We start from the raw sequence: 18,953 nt of genomic DNA, 5'->3' as shown, positions 1-18,953 counted from the left end.
GCGGACCTCGTTGCGAGGTTTGCTGCCGGGAAGCTAAGTCAGGTCCGGGTTGTCGTACGTGACGGCGATCACGGTTGCATGGCGTAGGTGCGCCGTCGCTCTTGCCGCGGTTCGATGCGGCTGACAGTCTCAGGTTGCTGATTAGGTCGAAGGAACCCAAAATGGGCTTCGGGCTGAAGACCACCACGGGACTCATTGCGGCGGTGCTGGTCACGGCGGCGCTGGCCCAGGCGAGCAAGGTGTTCGCGCCGCTGGCGGCGGCCCTGTTCATCATCGCGATCGTGTGGCCGATCCAGAAGCGGTTGCAGTCCTGGATGCCGAAGCTTGTCGCGCTGGCGATCACGGTCGTTGCAACGGTCGCGGTCTGTCTCGGCGTTGCTTCGCTCGCTGCCTGGGGATTTGGTCGTGTCGGCCGATCACTGGTCAGCGATCTGCCGCGGTACCAGGCGCTTTATTCGGCGATGGTGACGTGGCTGGACGGCCACGGCATCTCGGTTGCCGGGCTCTGGGCCGAGCATTTCAACGTCGGCTGGCTGCTGCGCGCGACGCAGCAGGTGACGGCCCGCGTCAATACCACGCTCACCTTCTGGGTGATCGCGCTGGTTTACGTCATGCTCGGGCTTCTCGAAGTCGAGAACATCAGGCGGAATGTCGAACGGTTGGACAACAAGGCCGCAGCCCGCGTGTTGCTCGACGGCAGCGCGGCGACGGCGGCGAAATTCCGCAAGTACCTCGTGGTGCGGACGCAGATGAGCGCGATCACCGGCCTGTTGGTCGGCGCATTTGCGTGGGTAGCCGGATTGCCGTTCGCATTGGAGTGGGGCGTGATCGCCTTCGTGCTCAACTATATCCCGTTCATCGGCCCGTTCGTCGCGACGCTGTTTCCGACATTGCTGGCGATGACGCAGTTCGAGAGCTGGCCGGCGGTGCTCGGTGTCTTCGTCTGCCTGAACGTCATCCAGTTTGCGGTCGGCAGCTACATCGAGCCGCGGGTGGCCGGCTCCATGCTGTCGATTTCGCCTGTTGTCGTGCTGTTCGCGATCTTCTTCTGGACTTTCCTGTGGGGCCTGTTCGGCACCTTCATCGGCGTGCCGATCACGCTCGCTATTCTGACCTTCTGCGCCGCGCATCCGTCGAGCCGCTGGGTCGCCGATCTGTTCGGCGGACCGGATCAGACGAAGCCGGGCAAGCTCTAGCGCGTTTACTCACTCCCGGGGCTTCGCAAGATGCGAGGCATTATGAACCCTCTCTCGCCGAGCGCGCGATCTGGGCAGCGCGTAGCCGATGCGAGGTCTAGGGCTCCACAAGCTTGATGGTCGAGACCGGCCATCTTCCATCATGACCTTTGATGGAAATCCGAAGCCCGTGCATTTCGTCGAGCCAAACGTTTTCGACCGTGCCAGCCTTTCCGTCGGTAAGCACGACGGCTTTGCCGATCAATTCGAATTGCGCCGCACCGTACTCATTCAAAATTTTTGACGCACGGCCCTTCACCGATGGCATTGCTCGTCCATGTTCGGCCGAGCCGTCTGCGTCTCAACGGCGACGCTTGTCCCAGTGCTCAGCCGCTGGAATGATCGATGGTGACTGCTTCTCAAATTCGCGGAGCCGATCGAGTTGCGTTCCAAGGCTCCCCGGGAGTTCCGGCTCTTCTTTCAGGAGCGCGCGTAATCTTTCCCCGATCTCTTGAACGATTGCTCGGCTGTGTTTGGGGTCTATGTCAAGGCGGTTGCGCATAACGAAGCCTCGTTCGGGTAAGAACGCACCAGCATCGGCGCCCACCCCTCCTGCAGATCTCCCGCTTGCGCGCACTGCTGCAATTCTGAACGGAACCGAGACCGCCGCTTTTGGCTATCTGCGCGAGCGCTTGTTTTTGAGAACAGCGGGCCCTGCAGTAGAACCTTTGGCTATCCGCGACATGCGCCGTGAAGTTAACGGCGAGCGACGGTCTCAAGCTTCTAAAGTCTTGGCCAGAGCTTTCGTTCCCTGACTTCTGATCGTGACGCCGTTCGGACGGAACGCCGCGCTCGGCCGGATTGACAAGGGTGCCATCCGGGCGCCGCGCAAGCAGGCGGTCCAGGGCCAGGGTCAAACTGCGCTCTGGAACCAATTCAGAGAGTGTCCGGTTATTCTGTGGAAGCCCATGGAGGAACCATCGCCATGAGGATCGAATATCTTGCTGCAATTGCGATAGTTGCCATTGCCGCTGGTACTGGACTGGTGGTCCAGTCTGTCGGCTCACTGCCGCCCGAAAAGCAGTCCACGCCTGCCACCGCACAATTGGCGACCCTGTTAGCTGAGTCCGTGCATCCGTTTTTGCCTCGGTCCGGAGGCTAACGGACGGCGCAACTCAAGACGCATGGCGGCGCTGCCTAAGTCAATTCGGCCGGCGGTGTTGATCAATTTGGAGGTCACCGTCGCGGCGTGACCGGACACCGATCAAGCATCGTCACTGTGAGCTTCTTCCCACTGCCGTCACGCACGGGCTGCGCAATGAGCCGGCTTGACGGTTGAGTTTTCACCGAGTTCAAACAAACCGATCCTCTATCGCGCGACGATCCCACAATCGCCCCAGGACTGCTGCGCTCCCGCCTCGCTTCTGTCAAACCAGGTTGGCCTCTTCAGCCAATAAGAACCGCGGGGTGGAGTCACCAGATGTTATACTCGCAAAGCCCACCGCTCGCGGAGCAGCAGTGGCCGAGCGCCGAAGAAATTTCGTCGGGCGGGCTTGCGCGCGATCTGGACGTCCGATCCGATCGGCGTATGGGTAGAAGACGCACGAAGTCGTCGGTCGATTCTTCGCATTCCTATCGCTTCGGCGAGGGGCCGGCGACGGGCGGCCGGCCGTCGATTGGCAGGCGAATGACCCGCAGTCTCATCCGGTTTTCTATTACGGTTCTCATCGGTGTCGGCGCTACGCTTGGCTGGCAGTCCTATGGTGATGTAGCAAAGGAGATGGTGGTAGCCCGGGCTCCAGCGCTAGCCTGGTTGTTATCCACTTCGACGACAAAATCCCCGGCCGTGGCAGCAACTTCCCCTGGCCCGGTGCAGCTTGAGCCCCTGGCGTCCAATCTCGATGCCGTGCGGCGCAGCGTAGAGCAACTCGCTAACAAGCAAGAACAGCTCGCCCAGAACGTTGCGGCACTGCGCGGTGTTCAGGAGGACATCAGACAGAAGATGTCGGTTACGTCTCCGGCTCCGGCCCCGCAGGCGACCTCCATCCCGCAGCCCAACACGCCGCAACCCAGGGCGCAGTCATCGGCTGCGCAGCCATCATCGATGCCTCTCCCTTCGCCTTCTGCGGGAACACTCTCGGATCGCGATCGGCGAAATTGACGATCGCCTTTCCATTTGGAACCGGTCAACTTGTGGTGACCAAACCTGCTGCCTCAGTCAACTTCGAACTGAGGCTGCTTCATTTTGCGGAGTCCACTACGCTCACCCAACATCGCCGGCGCTAACCTCTGCGACCGTCGCTTCCATCTTGGGATGCGTGCCAATGACTGGTTCTGGTACCCAGAGGGCCCATTGTTTGAGCCGATCGCACCACTAAGGCTCAGACCGTTTCTCTCGGCAATCCCACAAAAAACGAGGCGGGTGTGAAGTAGATAACATTTGGCACGTCTATGTAGGGAGATAATTTTTCGCATCAACTAGAGCGAGCACACACCAATCTGAGAAAGGACAGGTCATGAAGTTCGCAGCATTGTTCTTGATCTTCGCTCTTTCCGCGTTAGGTGCGGCGGCCCCCACCAACTCGGCCAATGCGTGCCCGCGGCCTTGCGGCAGTGTTTGTTGTCCCTAGTCGTCGAAGGAGGGGAATCTGATGTTTCCGATCCTTAAGTGGGGAGCAATATTTCTAGCGTGTGCAGGCCCCCCAGGCGCCGTAGCGGCGGTATACATGCACAAGCCTAACCCCGATAAACTAAACGAAGCCATTGTGGACATTGGCTTCTATCCAATTACGCCACCCACCAGCTTGCGCGCTCCGGGGTCACTCTACCATGTATCATCGGACGGCAAATATTATTCCATGCTCTGCGAGGTTGAGCCTCAACGACTAGTCGCTGTGACTCGCACCTCTTTCACAAATAAACAGGTCTCTTCGGAGCTCCGAAAGGCGCGACTTGGAGTGACTACAGAGTTATTGCGGAATATCGAAACAACCGTGAATGCAAAGCTTGTAGAATCTGTCAAGCTTGAGCTTGATGACGTTGAAGTTCTTGAAGTGTCACTCGAGGATCTCGCGGTCATAGCAAATGAGTTGTTACACAGAGGGACATGCGATCAGGAGGTGAGAAGGTATCTGCAGGAAGGTGACTACATCTGTCAGGGACAGCAAGTTCTGAAGGCAACGACCAAATATACGGTTGCGTTTGACGATACAGCAACTGGACTACTGAACCGAACAGCAGAAGTGATCAAGCTAACTTTTGATGCGGACGCAAGGTTCGAGGGTGGACAAATCATTTCTGGAAAGAATCTTTACTATGGAATGAAATTGGCGCCTCGGTGCTTGTACCTTCCAGGTCAAAGATCGCGGCGACCGCCACTCAGTTTTTGGCATCGAATTACGGACCGATTTCCGGTGCTGGACTTCCGCAACTGACTTCACGTCGATGAGATAGTTGTCCGAGAAGCAAAGAATGCCGGCCGCTTGTGAGCTCCGGTCCACTGCGCCGCGGGATCCGATGGTGAGACAAGCTGGCGATGCCCCAGCCGAATCGCGACGGTCGCTAGACACTGGCTTGACTTCGCCGGATCGCGATCTCTACGCCAATCCTGTTCCGTGATCGAGCGCTGCTTGTTGGCATCAGCCGCAATCGGCCTCGCATCGATGGCAAACCTTCACCGCACTTCGCGGCAGATCAATCGCTCCGAGCGGATCGCAAAGACATAGCCTGCGACGTAGCTGCCGTTAGCCTCGACCGTCGCTCTTGAATCGAAGCGGTCCTTTAGATCGAGACAAGCAAGTTAGCATTCCAGCCATTCTACCTGTGATCGGGTTCACAGCGCCCATACGCGCCGACGTGGTAAGGAAGTGGAGGTGCAAAGGAGGTAAGTCGTGTTCGCGATTTACTTGCTGGTGCGCAAAATCGAGCTCTTCCCGGCATCCACTTGACACATTCGTGCCGGGAGACTTCAGGGTCTAGTATTTAGCAAAAGTGATAACGCGAGGAGTGAAGCCATGCGTGCATTTTCAGTAGCGATGTTTTTGCTAGTTGGATTGACCGATGTTGTGTTCGCGCAGAACTGCAGGGAATTGCAGCGCACCTGCGAAATGAAGGACGCGCTCGGCGAGCGCGGTCAAGGCCATTGCCGCAGATTCCGCGAAGCGTGCCAGCGTCCGTCATTCGATCGTCCGTCATTCGAGCGTGTATCAACCGGCCAGGTTTGCGCGAAATTGCGCGCGCACTGCCTCTACAAGGATGAGCTTGGCGAACGGGGCCAGGGAAACTGCCGACGGTATCGGGAAATGTGCCGCGGCGGGCTCTAGTCTTTTTCCGAACGCGTTCGAGTCAAACTCACCGCGTCGGGCTCGTGCGGGTTCGGATTGCCCTCGAACTGCGCACGTAGGCTCGCTTTATCGCGACGTGCCCGCGAGGCTGCCGCTGAGGTTGGCGTTCGATCTGAGCCACTTCCGATCGAACGCCGCTTTGCCCTAGGCGTTCTTCTCGCCGGCAATCTCTACGCGCTGCGGCGGCAGCAGATCAAGCCGCCCTTCCGGGCCGGCCGCCAGGGTGTGAATGTAGAAATGCGTGGCCGCATCATCGGTCGCATTCATCACCGGGGAGGGCGCGGAGATGATCTTGAGCGAACCGCAGGCGCCGATCCAGTCGATATGGCGGTGACCGTGCATCACCACGGTGCGACCGGCCAGCGCATCCAGCTTGCGCACGAACCAACTCCCATTGATCAAGGCGGTCCCGATGCGTTCGGAGAATGCTTTCACCGGCATGGGATACTCCACGACGTGGTGGTGCAATGCGAAGATCCAGCGTGCGGCCGGATAATGCCGGATCGCCGCCTCGAGGCGATGCGTCTGTTCGACCGACACCAATCCGAGTGCGTTGGTGAAGGAAAAGTGAGTTTCCGCGTTGGAGTTCAGGACCGCAATTCCGAGGCCGCCTTCCGCATCGGGCGGCAGGATCATCGGAAACTGGTCGTCGAACAGGCCGCGCAGCGCCGCGGCCCGGCGCAGGCCGCCGTGCTGAGCGAGGGCCACGATCGAATCGCGCTTCGGCGCCAGCGAGGCGCTCAGCGTTACGGTCGGTTTTCCGTTGCCGTCGACTATGTGCACGCGATCGCCTTGTACGGCCGCCATCGCCGACAGGGTGCGGATCTGCCGCAACCGCTTGTTCGGGCTGAACGGCAGGTCGAGCCGGGCCGGATTGGCGCGGTCGACAATGTTGAGGTCATGATTGCCCGGCAACAAGATTGTACGCGCGGCAAGTTCCGGATGACGCGCCATGGCGTCGAGGAATGCGGCCCATTCGCTGGCGCGGCCGGCGTCGGTCATATCGCCGGTAACGAGAATGTGGTCGAGCGGGTCGGCGGTGTGAATGGCGGCGAGATGCGCCAGGACGCGCTCGAGCCGGTCGTTTCCGCGTGGGCCGGCCCGTCCGCTTTCGATGCGGAAACCGTATTGCTCGCCAATCACATGAAGGTCCGACAGGTGCGCAACGCGCCAGCGGCGCGCATCGGACGAGGCGGTGTCGAACGTAGCGAGATCGACGGGTTGCTGCATGCTGGCATCGGCAAATCCCCACATCAGCGAAGCGACCGCCAGATATCCCGACACCAGCAGGATTGCATTTGCCAGCGTCGGCACCGCGAGGCGGTGCAGCAGGACCAGGTCGTTCCAGCCGCCTGTCCAACGCGAGGCGGGCCAGGCCAGCATCGCAATCAGCACCGCGCCGGCGGACAGCAGGACGGCTGCCCCAATCGAATTGGCGCTGCGTAACCTCGCCCGGCCGACGACGGTCAGCTTCCTGCCCCACATTCGTTCCGTCAGGTGGCGCAGCGCTTCGCGGGTGAAAGCGTAGCCGGGCTGCACGGCGAGCGCATTGAGCGACCAGAAATTATTCTCGGCGATCCGGAACAGCGGTCGCCATCCGATCCATCCGACCGCGACGATCGCAAGCAAGGCGAGGGCGGTGCCGATCCCGGTCAGCGTGGCGAGCTTTTCCGACAGGGTTGCGAGCCAGGCGGAGACCAGCAATGGCGAGAGACCCAGCAGCACCGCCGGCAACAGCAGCAACACCGTCCAGGCAAACAGCAGCTTCGGCAAACTGATTTCGACCAGCAGGCTGCCGGCGATGGCGAGCAGAGATCGCTGCCCGGGACTAGCGGCATCGTCCTCGATATCGCCGTGGCGCGGATCGATCAGCATGCGGTCTTCCATGTGGGCTGCGTCGCGCTCCACGGTCGGCCCCGTCATCGCTGAACTCCACATCGCGCCCTCGCGCCGTCTCCAGCTATATCCCCCAGGGAAGGCCCAACAGGTACCACACGACGAAAAGAACTACCCAAAGCGAAAACATCCAGGCCACGTAGGGCAGCATCAGCGCGACGACCGTGCCGACGCCGGCATTTCGTTCGTATTTTCGCGCAAACCCGACGACCAGCGCGAAATAGGCGTTCAGTGGCGTGATGGAATTGATGGGGCCATCGCCGACCCGGTAGGCCGCCAGCACCGCGGCGGGATCGACGGCCAGTTGCACGAACAGCGGCACGAACACCGGTGCAAAGATGGCCCATGTCGCAATCGCCGGCGTGAAGATCAGGTCAAGGACAGCAACGAGCAGGATAAGACCCAGCAACAGCCACAGCGGACCGATGTTGGCGTCCTTCAGGATATCGGCCATGCTGACCGCCAGCAACGTCGGCATGTTGCTGTAGGTGAAGTAATCGACGAACTGGCTGATCACCACGAACAGCAGGATCGTGCCGCCCAATCCCGAAACGGCTTTGGTCATGGCGTCGACCACATCGGTGGCGCGCTTGATCGTTCCGGCTCCAATGCCGTAGGCGATACCGGTTAGCAGGAACAGCAGCATGACAAGGCCGATCAGGCCGCTCATAAAGGGTGAGTTTCCGAGCAGCGCACCGGTCGCGGGATCGCGGAGCGGGGCTCCTGATGGCAGCGTCAGCAGACAGAATACCAGTATGACGGCCAGCAGCGCCGCGCCGGCGTACCTCAGGCCGAGCGTCTCCTGGGCGGAAAGCCGCCCGCCTTCGTGCGGAGGCAGGGTTACCCCCGCCTGATCTTCGCGATACAAGCCAAGGCGAGGCTCGATGATCCGTTCGTTGATCAGCGCAATCACAATCGTCAAGACGACGACGGACACGATTGAAAACCACAAATTGGCGGTCACCGCAATCGACAGCGACGGGTTGACGATGTGAATGGCGTCGTTGGTCAACTCGGTGAGCACGGCATCGAGCGGCTTGATCAGCATATTGACGCTGAACGCGCTGGCAACGGCGGCAAAGCCCAGCGCGAGCCCCGCCAGCGGATGCCGGCCGACGCTCAGAAACGCCGTGGCTGCCAACGGGATCAGCACGAGATAGCCCGCATCCGAGGCAACGCTCGACATGATGCCGACGAAGGCGAGAATGTAGGTCAGCGCCCAGCGCGGTGAGACGGTCACGAGTTTGCGTATGCATGCGTTGACGAGGCCCGCTTCCTCGGCCACCCCCACGCCGATCATGGCGATGATCAGCAATCCGGCGGCGGAGAACCCCATGAAATTCGGCACCAGCCGCGTATAGATGTGCCTGATGCCCTCGGCTGTCAGCAGGCTGTTGGCGCGCGCTGTCACGGTGTCGGTGCCATGCGTCGCTGGATTGATAACCTGATAGGAGACCGAGGCATCGAGCAGATAAAGCAGGTGCGATGCGAGTGCGGCGACGGCAATCAGGATCAGGAAAATCACGACTGGATGGGGAACGCCGTTCCCGATCCGCTCGATGGTGTCGAGAATTGTCCGGGTGGTTACCTTTGCCGGGTCAGTCGTCACTTCGCCCGCGACGCGCATGACAGACATCCTTGCACAGCATGCCTTCGGAGCATGCCTTGAAGCGCGGCCGGCTGCGGCATCGCGACCGCAGCCGGCTATCGTTTGGCCGCCGCGAACTAGGCGGCGTTGGTCTTGGGCCCTGGCTCCTCGGTGCTCGTCTTCGCCAGCGCGTCGCGGAGTTGCTGTTCCTTGCTGTCGTCAAGGGATGTCTTGAGCACCGTGCCTCCCGCGTCCTTGATCTCCCGCAGCACCTTGTCGGGGGTCATGTTCTTGATGAGCACGAACAGTGCGGCATTGCCCGGCTGCATGCTCTTGGAGAGGTCCTTCATGAAGGCGTCATCGATACCGTAATCCGACAGGGCGCCGCCGAGCGCTCCGGAAGCTGCGCCGAGCGCAACACCAAGGATGGGATTGAGGAAGATCACTCCGATCAGCAGCCCCCAGAAGCTGCCCGATACGGCGCCGATCGCGGTCGTATTGACAAGCTGGTTCAGCTTGATGGGGCCTGCTTCGGTCTTCACCGCGATCACGGCATCGCTGATCGAGATCAGATATTCTTTCTGCAGCTTGAACAGACGCTGCCGTACCTCTTCGGCCTTTGCTTCGGATGGATAGACGATCGCGACTAGATCTGACATCCGTATCCTCCCACTCGATGTGAACATGACATAGGCCGCACGGGGCGCATTGACGGTTCGACACTCCTCAAGCGTTGCCCTCGCAGCGGAGAGCTTCCGTTGCGTCAGCTGCCGATGGCAAATGTCCGACGGCGGCGAGGTCATCCCGGAGAGCCGCGGAATGAACAGCGGCCGTGCGGCAGAGGTATCACCGTATCATAACTTGGGAGCGAACGGATCACGGTTCGCTGATCGCACTCTTGGGTTCTCTGTAATCAAATTCGCTCTTAATTCGTCGGATGGTTTCTGCGCGCACGCACCGTCTAGGCATCGCCAACGTCGCGCGATTTGTCACAAAGTGTTGTAGCCAAACGCACGCGTCGCAAACCTTCTTCCAGGTTGTATTGTTGACTCGACATAGACTTGAGCGTTACGGTTCATCCAATCAGCAAGAAGGCTGAAGCGATCGAGCACGATCGCTCGTCAGCGTGTAGTTGTGTTGCCGAACGGCTCGACAATCCGCGAGCAGGATCGTTCGAGCCGGGTGGAGGAGTCCGATGGACATGCCTTCGATCTCGGAACCCGCAGACCGGCCATACATTTCGACAGGGCATCTGCCTGAGCCAGAGATGGTGCAGCGGCTGGTGTCCGACGCCCACCGGCGGTTCAAGTCGAATGAAGAGGGCCACAACTCTCAGGTCTATCCGGCACTCGCCCGGGTCCCCAGAGAGCTGTTTGGGGTCTGCGTGGTCGGGACCAGCGGGCGCGTCTACGAAGCAGGCGAGACCGAGTATAAATTCTCGATCATGAGCGTATCGAAGCCGTTCGTGTTCGCGCTGGTGTGCGAGACGATCGGTCCGGAGGAGGCGCGCGCGAGGCTTGGCGCGAACGCCACCGGACTGCCGTTCAACTCGCTGGCCGCCATCGAGCAGGGCGGCGGCCGCACCAACCCGATGGTGAATGCGGGCGCGATTGCGACGACGAGTCTGGTGCCGGGCCTGACGGCGGAAGGCCAATGGCAATTCATTCACGACGGACTGTCGCGGTTTGCCGGGCGCAAGCTCACGCTCAATGAAGAGGTGTACGCCTCGGCCTCGCAAACCAACTATCGCAACCGCAGTATCGCCCGGCTGCTGCAGAGCTACGACCGCATCTATTGCGACGCCAAGCAGGCGACCGATCTCTATACCAGGCAGTGCTCGCTGAATGTGAGCGCGCGGGACCTGGCTGTGATGGGCGCGACGCTGGCGGACGGCGGCGTCAACCCCGTTACCCGGCAGCGGGTGGTGGATGCCTCGGTCTGCCACTATGCGCTGACCGTGATGATCACAGCCGGCCTGTACGAGACCTCGGGCGACTGGCTCTACGACATCGGCTTGCCGGGCAAGAGCGGGATCGGCGGCGGCATTGTCGCGGTCTCTCCCGGCAAGGGCGGCTTCGGCACCTTCGCGCCGCCGCTCGATGCGGCCGGCAACAGCGTGAAGGGACAACTCGCAGCAAAATTCCTGTCGCAGCGGCTGGGAATGGATCTGTTCGTATCGCAACCGGAAAACTGAAGCAGATGCAAAGAATGGCTTGATCGAGCCGATGGCTCGGTCGATCCAAAAAGCCGAGCAACTCGGGAGGACACCATGGCAACGCACTCGATGTCGATCGGAGGCATCCGGGAAGGGGCGCGGGAATCATGGGTGCCGATGATCGCGATCGCGCTCGGCCAGATGATCATGTCTTTCAACGTCGCCTCGCTCCCGGTCGCGCTCGGGGGGATGGTCAAGAGTTTCGGCGTGCCGCCGACGACGGTTGCCACCGGCATCGTGGCGTATTCGATGCTGGTGGCCGGCTTCGTCATGCTCGGCGCCAAGCTCGCGCAGCGGTTCGGCGCGTTGCAGGTGTTCCGCTTCGCCGTGGTCCTGTTCTGCGCGTCGCAGATACTGATGACGTTCAGCCCGACGGCAGCGCTGATGATCACGGCGCAGGGGCTTTGCGGCGCGGCGGGCGCCGTGATCGTGCCGTCGCTGGTGGCGCTGATCGCCGAGAATTACACGGGGCGGCAGCAGGCGACGGCGGTCGGCGCGCTCGGCTCGGCGCGTGCTGCCGCCGGCGTGCTGGCATTCATCATCGGCGGCGTGCTCGGCACCTATATCGGCTGGCGGCCGGCGTTCGGAATCCTGATTGCGGTTTCCGCAATTGTGTTTCTGCTGAGTTTCCGCCTCAAGCGCGACTACGGCCGCCCGGATGTGCAGATCGATATGGTCGGTGTCGTGTTGGCCGCGGCGGCGATCGTCCTCATCAGTTTCGGTTTCAACAATCTGAATGGCTGGGGCCTTGTGCTGGCGACGGCAAATGCGCCATTCAATCTGCTCGGCCTTTCGCCCGCGCCTGTCCTCATCGTTCTCGGCGTCGTGCTCGGGCAAGCTTTTCTGATGTGGACGCACCGGCGCCAGGCAGCGGGAAGAACGCCGCTATTGGCGCTCGAGGTGATCGACTCGCCGGAGGAGCGCAGCGCCGTATATGCGCTGTTTGCGGTGGTCGCGCTGGAAGCCGCGCTGAATTTCTCGGTGCCGCTTTATATCCAGATCGTCCAGGGCCGCTCGCCGCTGGCGACCGCGATTGCCATGATGCCGTTCAACCTGACGGTATTTTTCACCGCAATGCTGGTCGTCAATCTCTATGACCGGCTGACGCCGCGGCAGATCGGCCGCTACGGCTTCGTGCTCTGCACCATCGGTCTGGTGTGGCTCGCCTTCGTCGTTCGCAACGATTGGAGTGAGGTTCCGGTACTGTTTGGCCTCATTCTGTTCGGCATCGGCCAGGGCGCGCTAGTGACGTTGCTGTTCAACGTGCTGGTCACGGCTTCGCCCAAGGAACTGGCCGGTGACGTCGGGTCGCTGCGGGGCACCACGCAAAATCTGGCCAGCGCGGTCGGAACGGCGCTGGCTGGTGCGCTTCTCGTCGGCCTGTTGAGCACGATCGTGCTGGGCCAGATCGCTGCGAACCCCGTGCTGCCGAAGGAGGTCCAGAGCCAGGTCGATCTCGACAACATCAATTTCGTCAGCAACGACCGGCTGCGCAGCGTGATGGAAGGCACGACCGCCACGCCGCAGCAAGTCGACGAAGCGGTACGCGTGAATACCGAAGCGCGGCTGCGCGCCCTGAAGATCGGACTTTTGATCATGGCCGGTCTTGCATTGCTGGCGATCATCCCGGCGGGTCGGCTTCCGAACTACCTGCCGGGCGAGATCCCAAGTGATGCGCCCGGCAGCCGATTGAGGTCCGGCTGATCAGCACGAGCATGCGAGGAAAGGGACGTTCCAAGAAGGAGAACAACCATGGATGCAATCGACCGTCGCTCAGCGCTGCGGACTCTGGTGTGCGGTGCCGTGACCATCGGCCTGGCCACAAGCCTGCCATCAGCCATGGCCGAGGCAGCGCCGCTCGCGGTGCAGAAGGATCCTGGAAGGAACGCCGGAGATTTCAAGCTGGAGGCTCAAGGTCCCGGCATGGGGCCGCCTGGATCGCCGGCTGGACGGCCACCGGGACGACCGCCTGGAGGACGGCCGCCCCCGCGGCCGTCGCGTCCTCCCCCTCACAGGCATCGCCGTCGACGTCGACGTTGGGTCTGCTGGTGGCATCGCGGCCGTCGCCGGTGCGGCTGGCGATGGACATAAAAATCGAGGTCGGTGAGACCCAAAGCGAGGAGATGACATGACGACATATGACAACAGCTCGCCGATGGGCGTCACCAACCTGCCTGCGCCGCCGTTCTGGATCTGTATCCTGCTCGGGCTCGCGTTGATCGTGGCGGGATTCTTTGTGCTCGGGGACGTCATGCTCGTCACCGTCATCAGCACCATCTTCATCGGATGGGTCTCCATCATTGCGGGCGCATTCGAGGTCGTCCATGCGTTCTGGACCAAGGGGTGGGGAGGGTTCGTATGGCAGGTGCTGCTCGGCATCCTGTACGTGGCCTTCGGCGTTGTGCTGGTGGGGCAGCCGATCGCCAGCGCCCTGATCCTCACCTACGTTCTCGGTCTGGTGCTGGCGGTTTCCGGTTTCGTCCGCATCCTGATCGGCATCAGCCATTGGCGGGAAGCGGGCTGGATCATGCTGCTGTCCGGCGTGTTTGGCATCGTGGCCGGCATCATCATTCTGACCGGATTTCCCGCGACCGGGTTGTGGGTGCTCGGATTTCTGCTCGGCGTCGACCTGATCTCCCACGGGATCGGCTGGCTGGCTTACGCGTGGCAGCCCACCGCACGCAGCGCATAGTTCCTCCCTGCCACTGGAGCGAGATGGCATCGTCATCTCGCTCCTTCTTTCTGTTTGAGCAGGCAAACACCCCCCTGACATCGCTCCTCGCGGTGGATGTTTTGGCTCTTGCTGGCCGTCACGGGCGACAAGGGCAAGCCGGCTGGCTTCCTGGAGCGGACGTCTCAATGAGCCTTACGCGCGCGGCTACGGCCGATTGGCCGCCACCTTCAGGTGGAACGGCAACATCGTCACCGACATCGGCAACTGCCCGATGCTTTCGCCGTCGACATCGGCGCGGACCATGTCATCGCTGTCAATGGTGATCCGCGTTGCGTGGCGCCGCGAGACTTTCGGGTGTTTCAGATAGCTGCCATCGGCAAGGTTCGGGACGATCTTGGTGAGGCTTTCCCAGCGCCCCATGTCGCCGACCATGATCAGATCGAGCTTGCGGTCGGTCGGATCGGCGCCCGGCGCGAGCATCAGGCCTTCGCCCGCGCCATCGAAACTGCACAGCATCAATGACCACATCGGCAGGCGCTGTTCGGCTTCGTCGTCGATGCAGATACGATAGGGGCGGGGGCTGTAGGTCAGCGACGTGAACGCGGTCATCAGCACATAGCTGATCGGGCCCAATCGCTTCAGCAGCGGCACGCGTTGGGCACGCCAGGAAATCGTGGCGGCGGCGCCGACGATGGCAAGCACGAAGCCGTAGCGCGTGACTTGGCCGCCCGCGTAGCCCTTGGCGTCGGCGCGGAACACATCGATTTCGCGCGTATGCCCCATGGCGATGGCCTTGCTGGCCTCGGCGAGCGAAAGCTGGCCGAAGGAGCGGGAGAGTTCGTTCGAGGTGCCGCCGGGCAGTTGCGCCAGCACCAGGCCTGGCACAATCGGGCGATCATCCGCGATCACGCCGTTCATCATCTCGCTGAAGGTGCCGTCGCCGCCGACCGAGACCAGGCGGCGATAGCCGGCATCGACCGCTTCCCGCGCCAGATGGGTGGCGTGATTGCGCTCGCGCGTGATCGCAACGTCCGAGGACGCGAGTGGGCCAAGATGTTTTTCGAGTTCAGCGCAAATCTGCGGCCAACGCTTGCCGCAGTTTCCTTTGTTCGCCATCGGATTGACGATGATCTTGGTTCGCACGGCTGTCTCCCAAGAAGGCAATCGCGCCAGCTTGATCTCGGCGGAGAAGTGAATCAACCGGAAAGCGAATTATTCGCAGGTGCAACAAATGCTGCGTATGCGTCGTGGAGGCCGGGGCGCTTCACGCGACAGCGCAGTTCTTATGAGAAGAACGCGATCTTCTCGGCCTGGCTCATGCGCCGGATCGGCGCCAGCGGATCGTTGGCTGCACTGACCGGCTTTCGCAGCATACCGCTCGCAATGAGGGTCGAGCCGAGCGACACTTCCATCGCAGGCGCAGGCGCGGCAGCGGGCGGTGGGGGAGGTTGAACCACTTGTTGAACCGGCGGCGGCGCCGGCGTGGCGGTCGGCTGGGGTGCTTCGGCGACGGCCTTGGGAGCGACCGGCGTAGGCTCCGCAGAACGGATCTGCTCTTCTATCGCCTCGGCGATCTCTGCGTCGCTGATCGGATCCGGCGCGCCCATCTCCATCGCGATGATGTCGAGGAGGGCCTCGTCCTGTGCATCGGGGTCCTGGACGTCGACATTCGGGATAGAGTTGTCTTGCGTGGCGTTGTCTTGCGTGGTCGCCTGCAGGGCTGCGGCGTCTTGCACCGAGGTATCTTGCACCGAGGTATCTTGGACCGAAGTATCTTGGACCGAAGTATCTTGGGCCGAAGTATCCTGAGCCGAGCTGTCCTGAGCCGCGGCGGCTTCGGCAGCCTGCCGCGCTTCCGCAGCCTTCAGCCCGGCTTCCGCCGCCGCAAGCGCGGCTTCGGCAGACCTGGCCAGTGCGGTGAACGGCGTCTCGGATGTGAACGGCGTCTCGGCAGCTTTCTCAGCTTCCGGCGCGACGAACGTTTCGGCTGTCCCCGTCGCGGGCATGTCCTGCGCGGCAGAGAAGGGGGCCATAGCGTCGGTCTCGGCCAGAGGCACTGGCGAAGCGTCCTCGTCCTCGACTTCCACAAGCCGGCCCTGCAGGGCGGCAAAGGCCGCACGGAGGGCCACTCTCGCATCCTCGGAGGAAAACTGTTCGGTGCCCCTTTCGATGACGGTGACCTGCGAATCGATCAGGTCGCAGATCCGCCCGTCATTGCCGATTTCCCGCAACCGCCAGGCGATTTCGCGCAACACCCGCGCACCCTTGCGGACCGGCGCCAGCCGCTGGTCCAGCGCGAGGCTGTCGAGCGCCTCGACCGCCGATTCCTCGGCCGCCTCGACCGCGCCGCGCATGGCAGCGAGCGCCTCCGTCAGCCGCTCCTGCGCTGCGGTCGCCGCGGCGACGGCTTCCGCGGCCTGCTGGGCCGAAAGGCCTTCTTCCCGGCGAAGGCTTTCTTCCCGGTGACGGCTTTCTTCCTTCTGGGCGGTGAGGCTTTGCTCGATCCGTGACACCGCGTCCAGCACCATACGGGTGTCGGCATTGCGGTTGCGCTTGGCGTATTCGGTCAGGAACCAGCGGCCCCGCGAGGTCTCCATGAAGGCTTCGGCGATCGCAGCATAGTCCTCCTCGCTCGGCAGCGCGGCGCGGGCTGAGATCGGCGAAAGGGCGAATGCTTCGTCGGCCATGTCAAACTCTTCGCGCAAATCGGCGCGCATTGCGATATCGAAACAACACGATATTGACCGAATCGCAATTGAATTGATGCCAAGCGAATCACAAATCCCCATCGCTTCTCAAGACGCATCGAAGCGATTCGCGACCCGGGTGGCGTTATTTTACGGCACGCTGTTCGGCATGACCGGCACCCACCTGCCGTTTTTCACGGTATGGTTGAAGGCGGTCGGGATCGATGCATTTTGGATAGGCTTGATCACGGCCGTACCCCCGGTAACCCGATTTACCGCGCTTCCGCTGGTGACCGGCTTTGCGGAACGGCGCCAGGCCTTGCGCGGCGGTATCATCCTGACCGCCTTTGCCACCGCTTTGGGCTTTTTCGTCCTCGGCACCCAGCATTTGCCGGTGCTGGTGTTCCTGATCTACGCCCTGACCTGCTGCCTGTGGACACCCATGGTGCCGCTGACGGACGCCTATGCGTTACGGGGGGTGAAGCGCTACGGCCTCAACTACGGACCGTTGCGGCTGTGGGGTTCCGCCGCCTTTGTCCTCGGCGCGCTGGTCTGCGGCATGCTGCTGGACCTGATCGCCGCCAAGAATCTGATCTGGATCATCGCCGGATCGGCCGCGCTCGGGGCGGTGGCGAGCCTTGCGCTGGCGCCGCTGGACGATGCCAAGGCCGCTCGCCCGGTCACCGGCGGCGCAGGCGCGCTGCTGCGTGACGGCGGCTTTCTCGCTGTTATCGTGGCCTCGGCGCTGATCCAGGGCAGCCATGCCGCCTATTACATTTTCGCGTCGATCGTCTGGCAACAAGCAGGGTATGACGGGCTGACGATCGCAGTTCTGTGGGTGCTGGGTGTGATCGCCGAGATCGTGCTGTTCGCCCTGTCGCCGCGATTCACGCTGCAGCCGTCGATGCTGGTGGTGATCGCGGCGCTGAGCGCGGCCGTGCGCTGGGTGTTGACGGCGCAGGACCTGCCGCTGGCGGTTCTTGCGATCGTCCAGCTCGCGCATGCGCTGAGCTTCGGGCTGACGCAGGTCGGCATTATGGGATTGATGCTGCATCACGTGCCTGGCCATGTGATGGCGAGGGCGCAGGGCTATCTCACCGCCTGCGGCGGCATCGTCGCCGGCCTCGCCTCGGTCGCGTCAGGCACGATCTACGAGATTTGGGGACAGGGCATCTATTACGGGATGGCGGCGATGGCCGCCTTGGGCGGACTGGTGATCTGGCTGGCGCGGGACCGGCTATCGCATCAGCCCCACAAGACGGCCTCGGGCGGATAGACGAGGCTGCCGTCGTAGCGCAGGCCAAGGTCGCGGTCACGCGCCAGCAGCAGCGGACCATCGAGGTCGACGAACCTGGCCTGTTGCGCGAGCAACATGGCTGGCGCCATGGCCAGCGAGGTCGCGACCATGCAGCCGATCATGATCTCGAAGCCTAGAGCCTCGGCGGCATCCGCCATCGCGAGCGCCTCCGTGAGCCCGCCGGTCTTGTCGAGCTTGATGTTGACCGCGTCGTAGCGCGCGCGCAGGCCTTCGAGCGAGGCGCGGTCATGCACGCTTTCGTCGGCGCAGACCGCGATCGGGCGCTCGATGCGCGCCAGCGCCTCGTCGCGCCCGGCCGGCAGCGGCTGCTCGACCAGCGTGACGCCGGCATTGGCGCAGGCGGCGAGGTTGTATTCAAGATTGTCCGGTGTCCAGGCTTCGTTGGCATCGACGATCAGTTCGGACTCGGGGGCCGCCTGGCGGACCGCGGCAATCCGCATCTCATCGCCATCGCCGCCGAGCTTGATCTTCAGCAACGGCCGGTGCGCGGCCTTCGCGGTTGCCGACGCCATCGCTTCCGGCGTGCCGAGTGAAATCGTGAACGCGGTGGTGCAGGGGCGCGGCTCCTTCCGGCCGAGCAGGGTCCAGACCCGCTGGCCGGCGGTCTTGGCTTCGAGGTCAAGCAGAGCGCAATCCAGCGCGTTGCGGGCGGCGCCTGCGGGCATTGCCGCCTGCAGGGCCGCGCGGTCCAATCCCCCGGCGAGCGCTTCATGCATCGCTTGAAGCGCTTCCAGCGTCGCTTCCGCCGTCTCGCCATATCGCGGGTAGGGCACGCATTCGCCGCGGCCGGTCTGGTTGCCCTGGCTCACGGTGGCGACGACGGTGACAGCCTCGGTTTTGGCGCCGCGGCTGATGGTGAAAGCGCCCGCAATCGGCCAGCGTTCGATGCTGACGGCAAGGTTTCGAGATACGCTGGAAGTCATTTTAAAATCTGGCAATTTTCTGAACCGTAAGCTTGCCCGCCGGTACCAACTATGGCTGGTTAGGGGCAGATTCGACAAGGCGGTACGGCGTGCGGAACCTTCAGCGTTTGCACCGCTGATGTACCGGTCGAGGG

13 protein-coding genes are annotated in these 18,953 nt (G+C 62.4%); 6 read left to right on the top strand and 7 right to left on the bottom strand.

Features of this window, described 5'->3' with window-relative positions; all coding sequences use genetic code 11:
• The first annotated feature begins 161 nt into the window (after window positions 1–161).
• Complete coding sequence (locus AC0QUY_RS29470) at window positions 162–1,196, top strand: AI-2E family transporter (protein WP_475389746.1); 1,035 nt, start codon at window positions 162–164, stop codon at window positions 1,194–1,196.
• A gap of 97 nt (window positions 1,197–1,293) precedes the next feature.
• On the opposite strand, the gene AC0QUY_RS29465 is transcribed toward AC0QUY_RS29470, so the two are convergent.
• Window positions 1,294–1,503: a PRC-barrel domain-containing protein gene (locus AC0QUY_RS29465; RefSeq protein WP_161855813.1), complete on the bottom strand. Its 210-nt coding sequence runs from the start codon at window positions 1,501–1,503 to the stop codon at window positions 1,294–1,296.
• Between the two features lie 2,398 nt (window positions 1,504–3,901).
• Here AC0QUY_RS29465 and AC0QUY_RS29460 point away from each other — a divergent pair.
• Window positions 3,902–4,609 carry a hypothetical protein gene (locus AC0QUY_RS29460; protein WP_161855812.1) on the top strand — a complete coding sequence of 236 codons (708 nt, stop codon included), beginning with the start codon at window positions 3,902–3,904 and terminating at the stop codon, window positions 4,607–4,609.
• A gap of 1,053 nt (window positions 4,610–5,662) precedes the next feature.
• Here AC0QUY_RS29460 and AC0QUY_RS29455 read toward each other — a convergent pair.
• From AC0QUY_RS29455 to AC0QUY_RS29445, 3 genes are all read right to left on the bottom strand, one after another.
• Window positions 5,663–7,441, bottom strand: a complete 1,779-nt coding sequence (locus tag AC0QUY_RS29455) for a metallophosphoesterase (RefSeq protein ID WP_475389744.1) — start codon at window positions 7,439–7,441, stop codon at window positions 5,663–5,665.
• Window positions 7,442–7,478: 37 nt separating this feature from the next.
• A complete protein-coding gene (locus AC0QUY_RS29450; RefSeq protein ID WP_475389743.1) occupies window positions 7,479–9,041 on the bottom strand; it encodes an AbgT family transporter in 1,563 nt (520 codons plus the stop codon).
• Between the two features lie 98 nt (window positions 9,042–9,139).
• Window positions 9,140–9,661, bottom strand: a complete 522-nt coding sequence (locus tag AC0QUY_RS29445) for a DUF1269 domain-containing protein (RefSeq protein ID WP_161855809.1) — start codon at window positions 9,659–9,661, stop codon at window positions 9,140–9,142.
• Between the two features lie 536 nt (window positions 9,662–10,197).
• Between AC0QUY_RS29445 and glsA the strand changes: the two genes are divergently transcribed.
• The 3 genes from glsA to AC0QUY_RS29430 all read left to right on the top strand — a co-directional run bounded on the left by glsA (window position 10,198) and on the right by AC0QUY_RS29430 (window position 13,909).
• Window positions 10,198–11,196 carry a glutaminase A gene (glsA, locus tag AC0QUY_RS29440; RefSeq protein WP_475389741.1) on the top strand — a complete coding sequence of 333 codons (999 nt, stop codon included), beginning with the start codon at window positions 10,198–10,200 and terminating at the stop codon, window positions 11,194–11,196.
• A 75-nt stretch (window positions 11,197–11,271) separates the two neighbouring features.
• Window positions 11,272–12,921, top strand: coding sequence for an MFS transporter (locus AC0QUY_RS29435; protein WP_475389740.1), 1,650 nt, complete (start codon window positions 11,272–11,274; stop codon window positions 12,919–12,921).
• 424 nt (window positions 12,922–13,345) lie between these two features.
• Window positions 13,346–13,909 (top strand): HdeD family acid-resistance protein, encoded by a 564-nt coding sequence (locus AC0QUY_RS29430; protein WP_161855808.1) that lies wholly within the window; start codon window positions 13,346–13,348, stop codon window positions 13,907–13,909.
• Window positions 13,910–14,095: 186 nt separating this feature from the next.
• On the opposite strand, the gene AC0QUY_RS29425 is transcribed toward AC0QUY_RS29430, so the two are convergent.
• Both AC0QUY_RS29425 and AC0QUY_RS29420 read right to left on the bottom strand, forming a co-directional pair.
• Window positions 14,096–15,034: a diacylglycerol/lipid kinase family protein gene (locus AC0QUY_RS29425; protein WP_475389739.1), complete on the bottom strand. Its 939-nt coding sequence runs from the start codon at window positions 15,032–15,034 to the stop codon at window positions 14,096–14,098.
• Between the two features lie 140 nt (window positions 15,035–15,174).
• A complete protein-coding gene (locus AC0QUY_RS29420) occupies window positions 15,175–16,578 on the bottom strand; it encodes a hypothetical protein (protein ID WP_475389737.1) in 1,404 nt (467 codons plus the stop codon).
• Between the two features lie 76 nt (window positions 16,579–16,654).
• Here AC0QUY_RS29420 and AC0QUY_RS29415 point away from each other — a divergent pair, with 76 nt between their 5' ends.
• Window positions 16,655–17,854, top strand: coding sequence for an MFS transporter (locus AC0QUY_RS29415; RefSeq protein WP_475389736.1), 1,200 nt, complete (start codon window positions 16,655–16,657; stop codon window positions 17,852–17,854).
• On the opposite strand, the gene dgcA is transcribed toward AC0QUY_RS29415, so the two are convergent.
• Window positions 17,824–18,819, bottom strand: a complete 996-nt coding sequence (dgcA, locus tag AC0QUY_RS29410; protein ID WP_475389735.1) for an N-acetyl-D-Glu racemase DgcA — start codon at window positions 18,817–18,819, stop codon at window positions 17,824–17,826. The genes AC0QUY_RS29415 and dgcA overlap by 31 nt on opposite strands.
• Window positions 18,820–18,953 lie beyond the last annotated feature (134 nt).

The sequence above is a fragment of the Bradyrhizobium sp. WYCCWR15520 genome (assembly GCF_056174665.1).
Note: the sequence above shows the minus strand (reverse complement) of the source record. Positions and strands in the feature narration are given on the sequence as shown.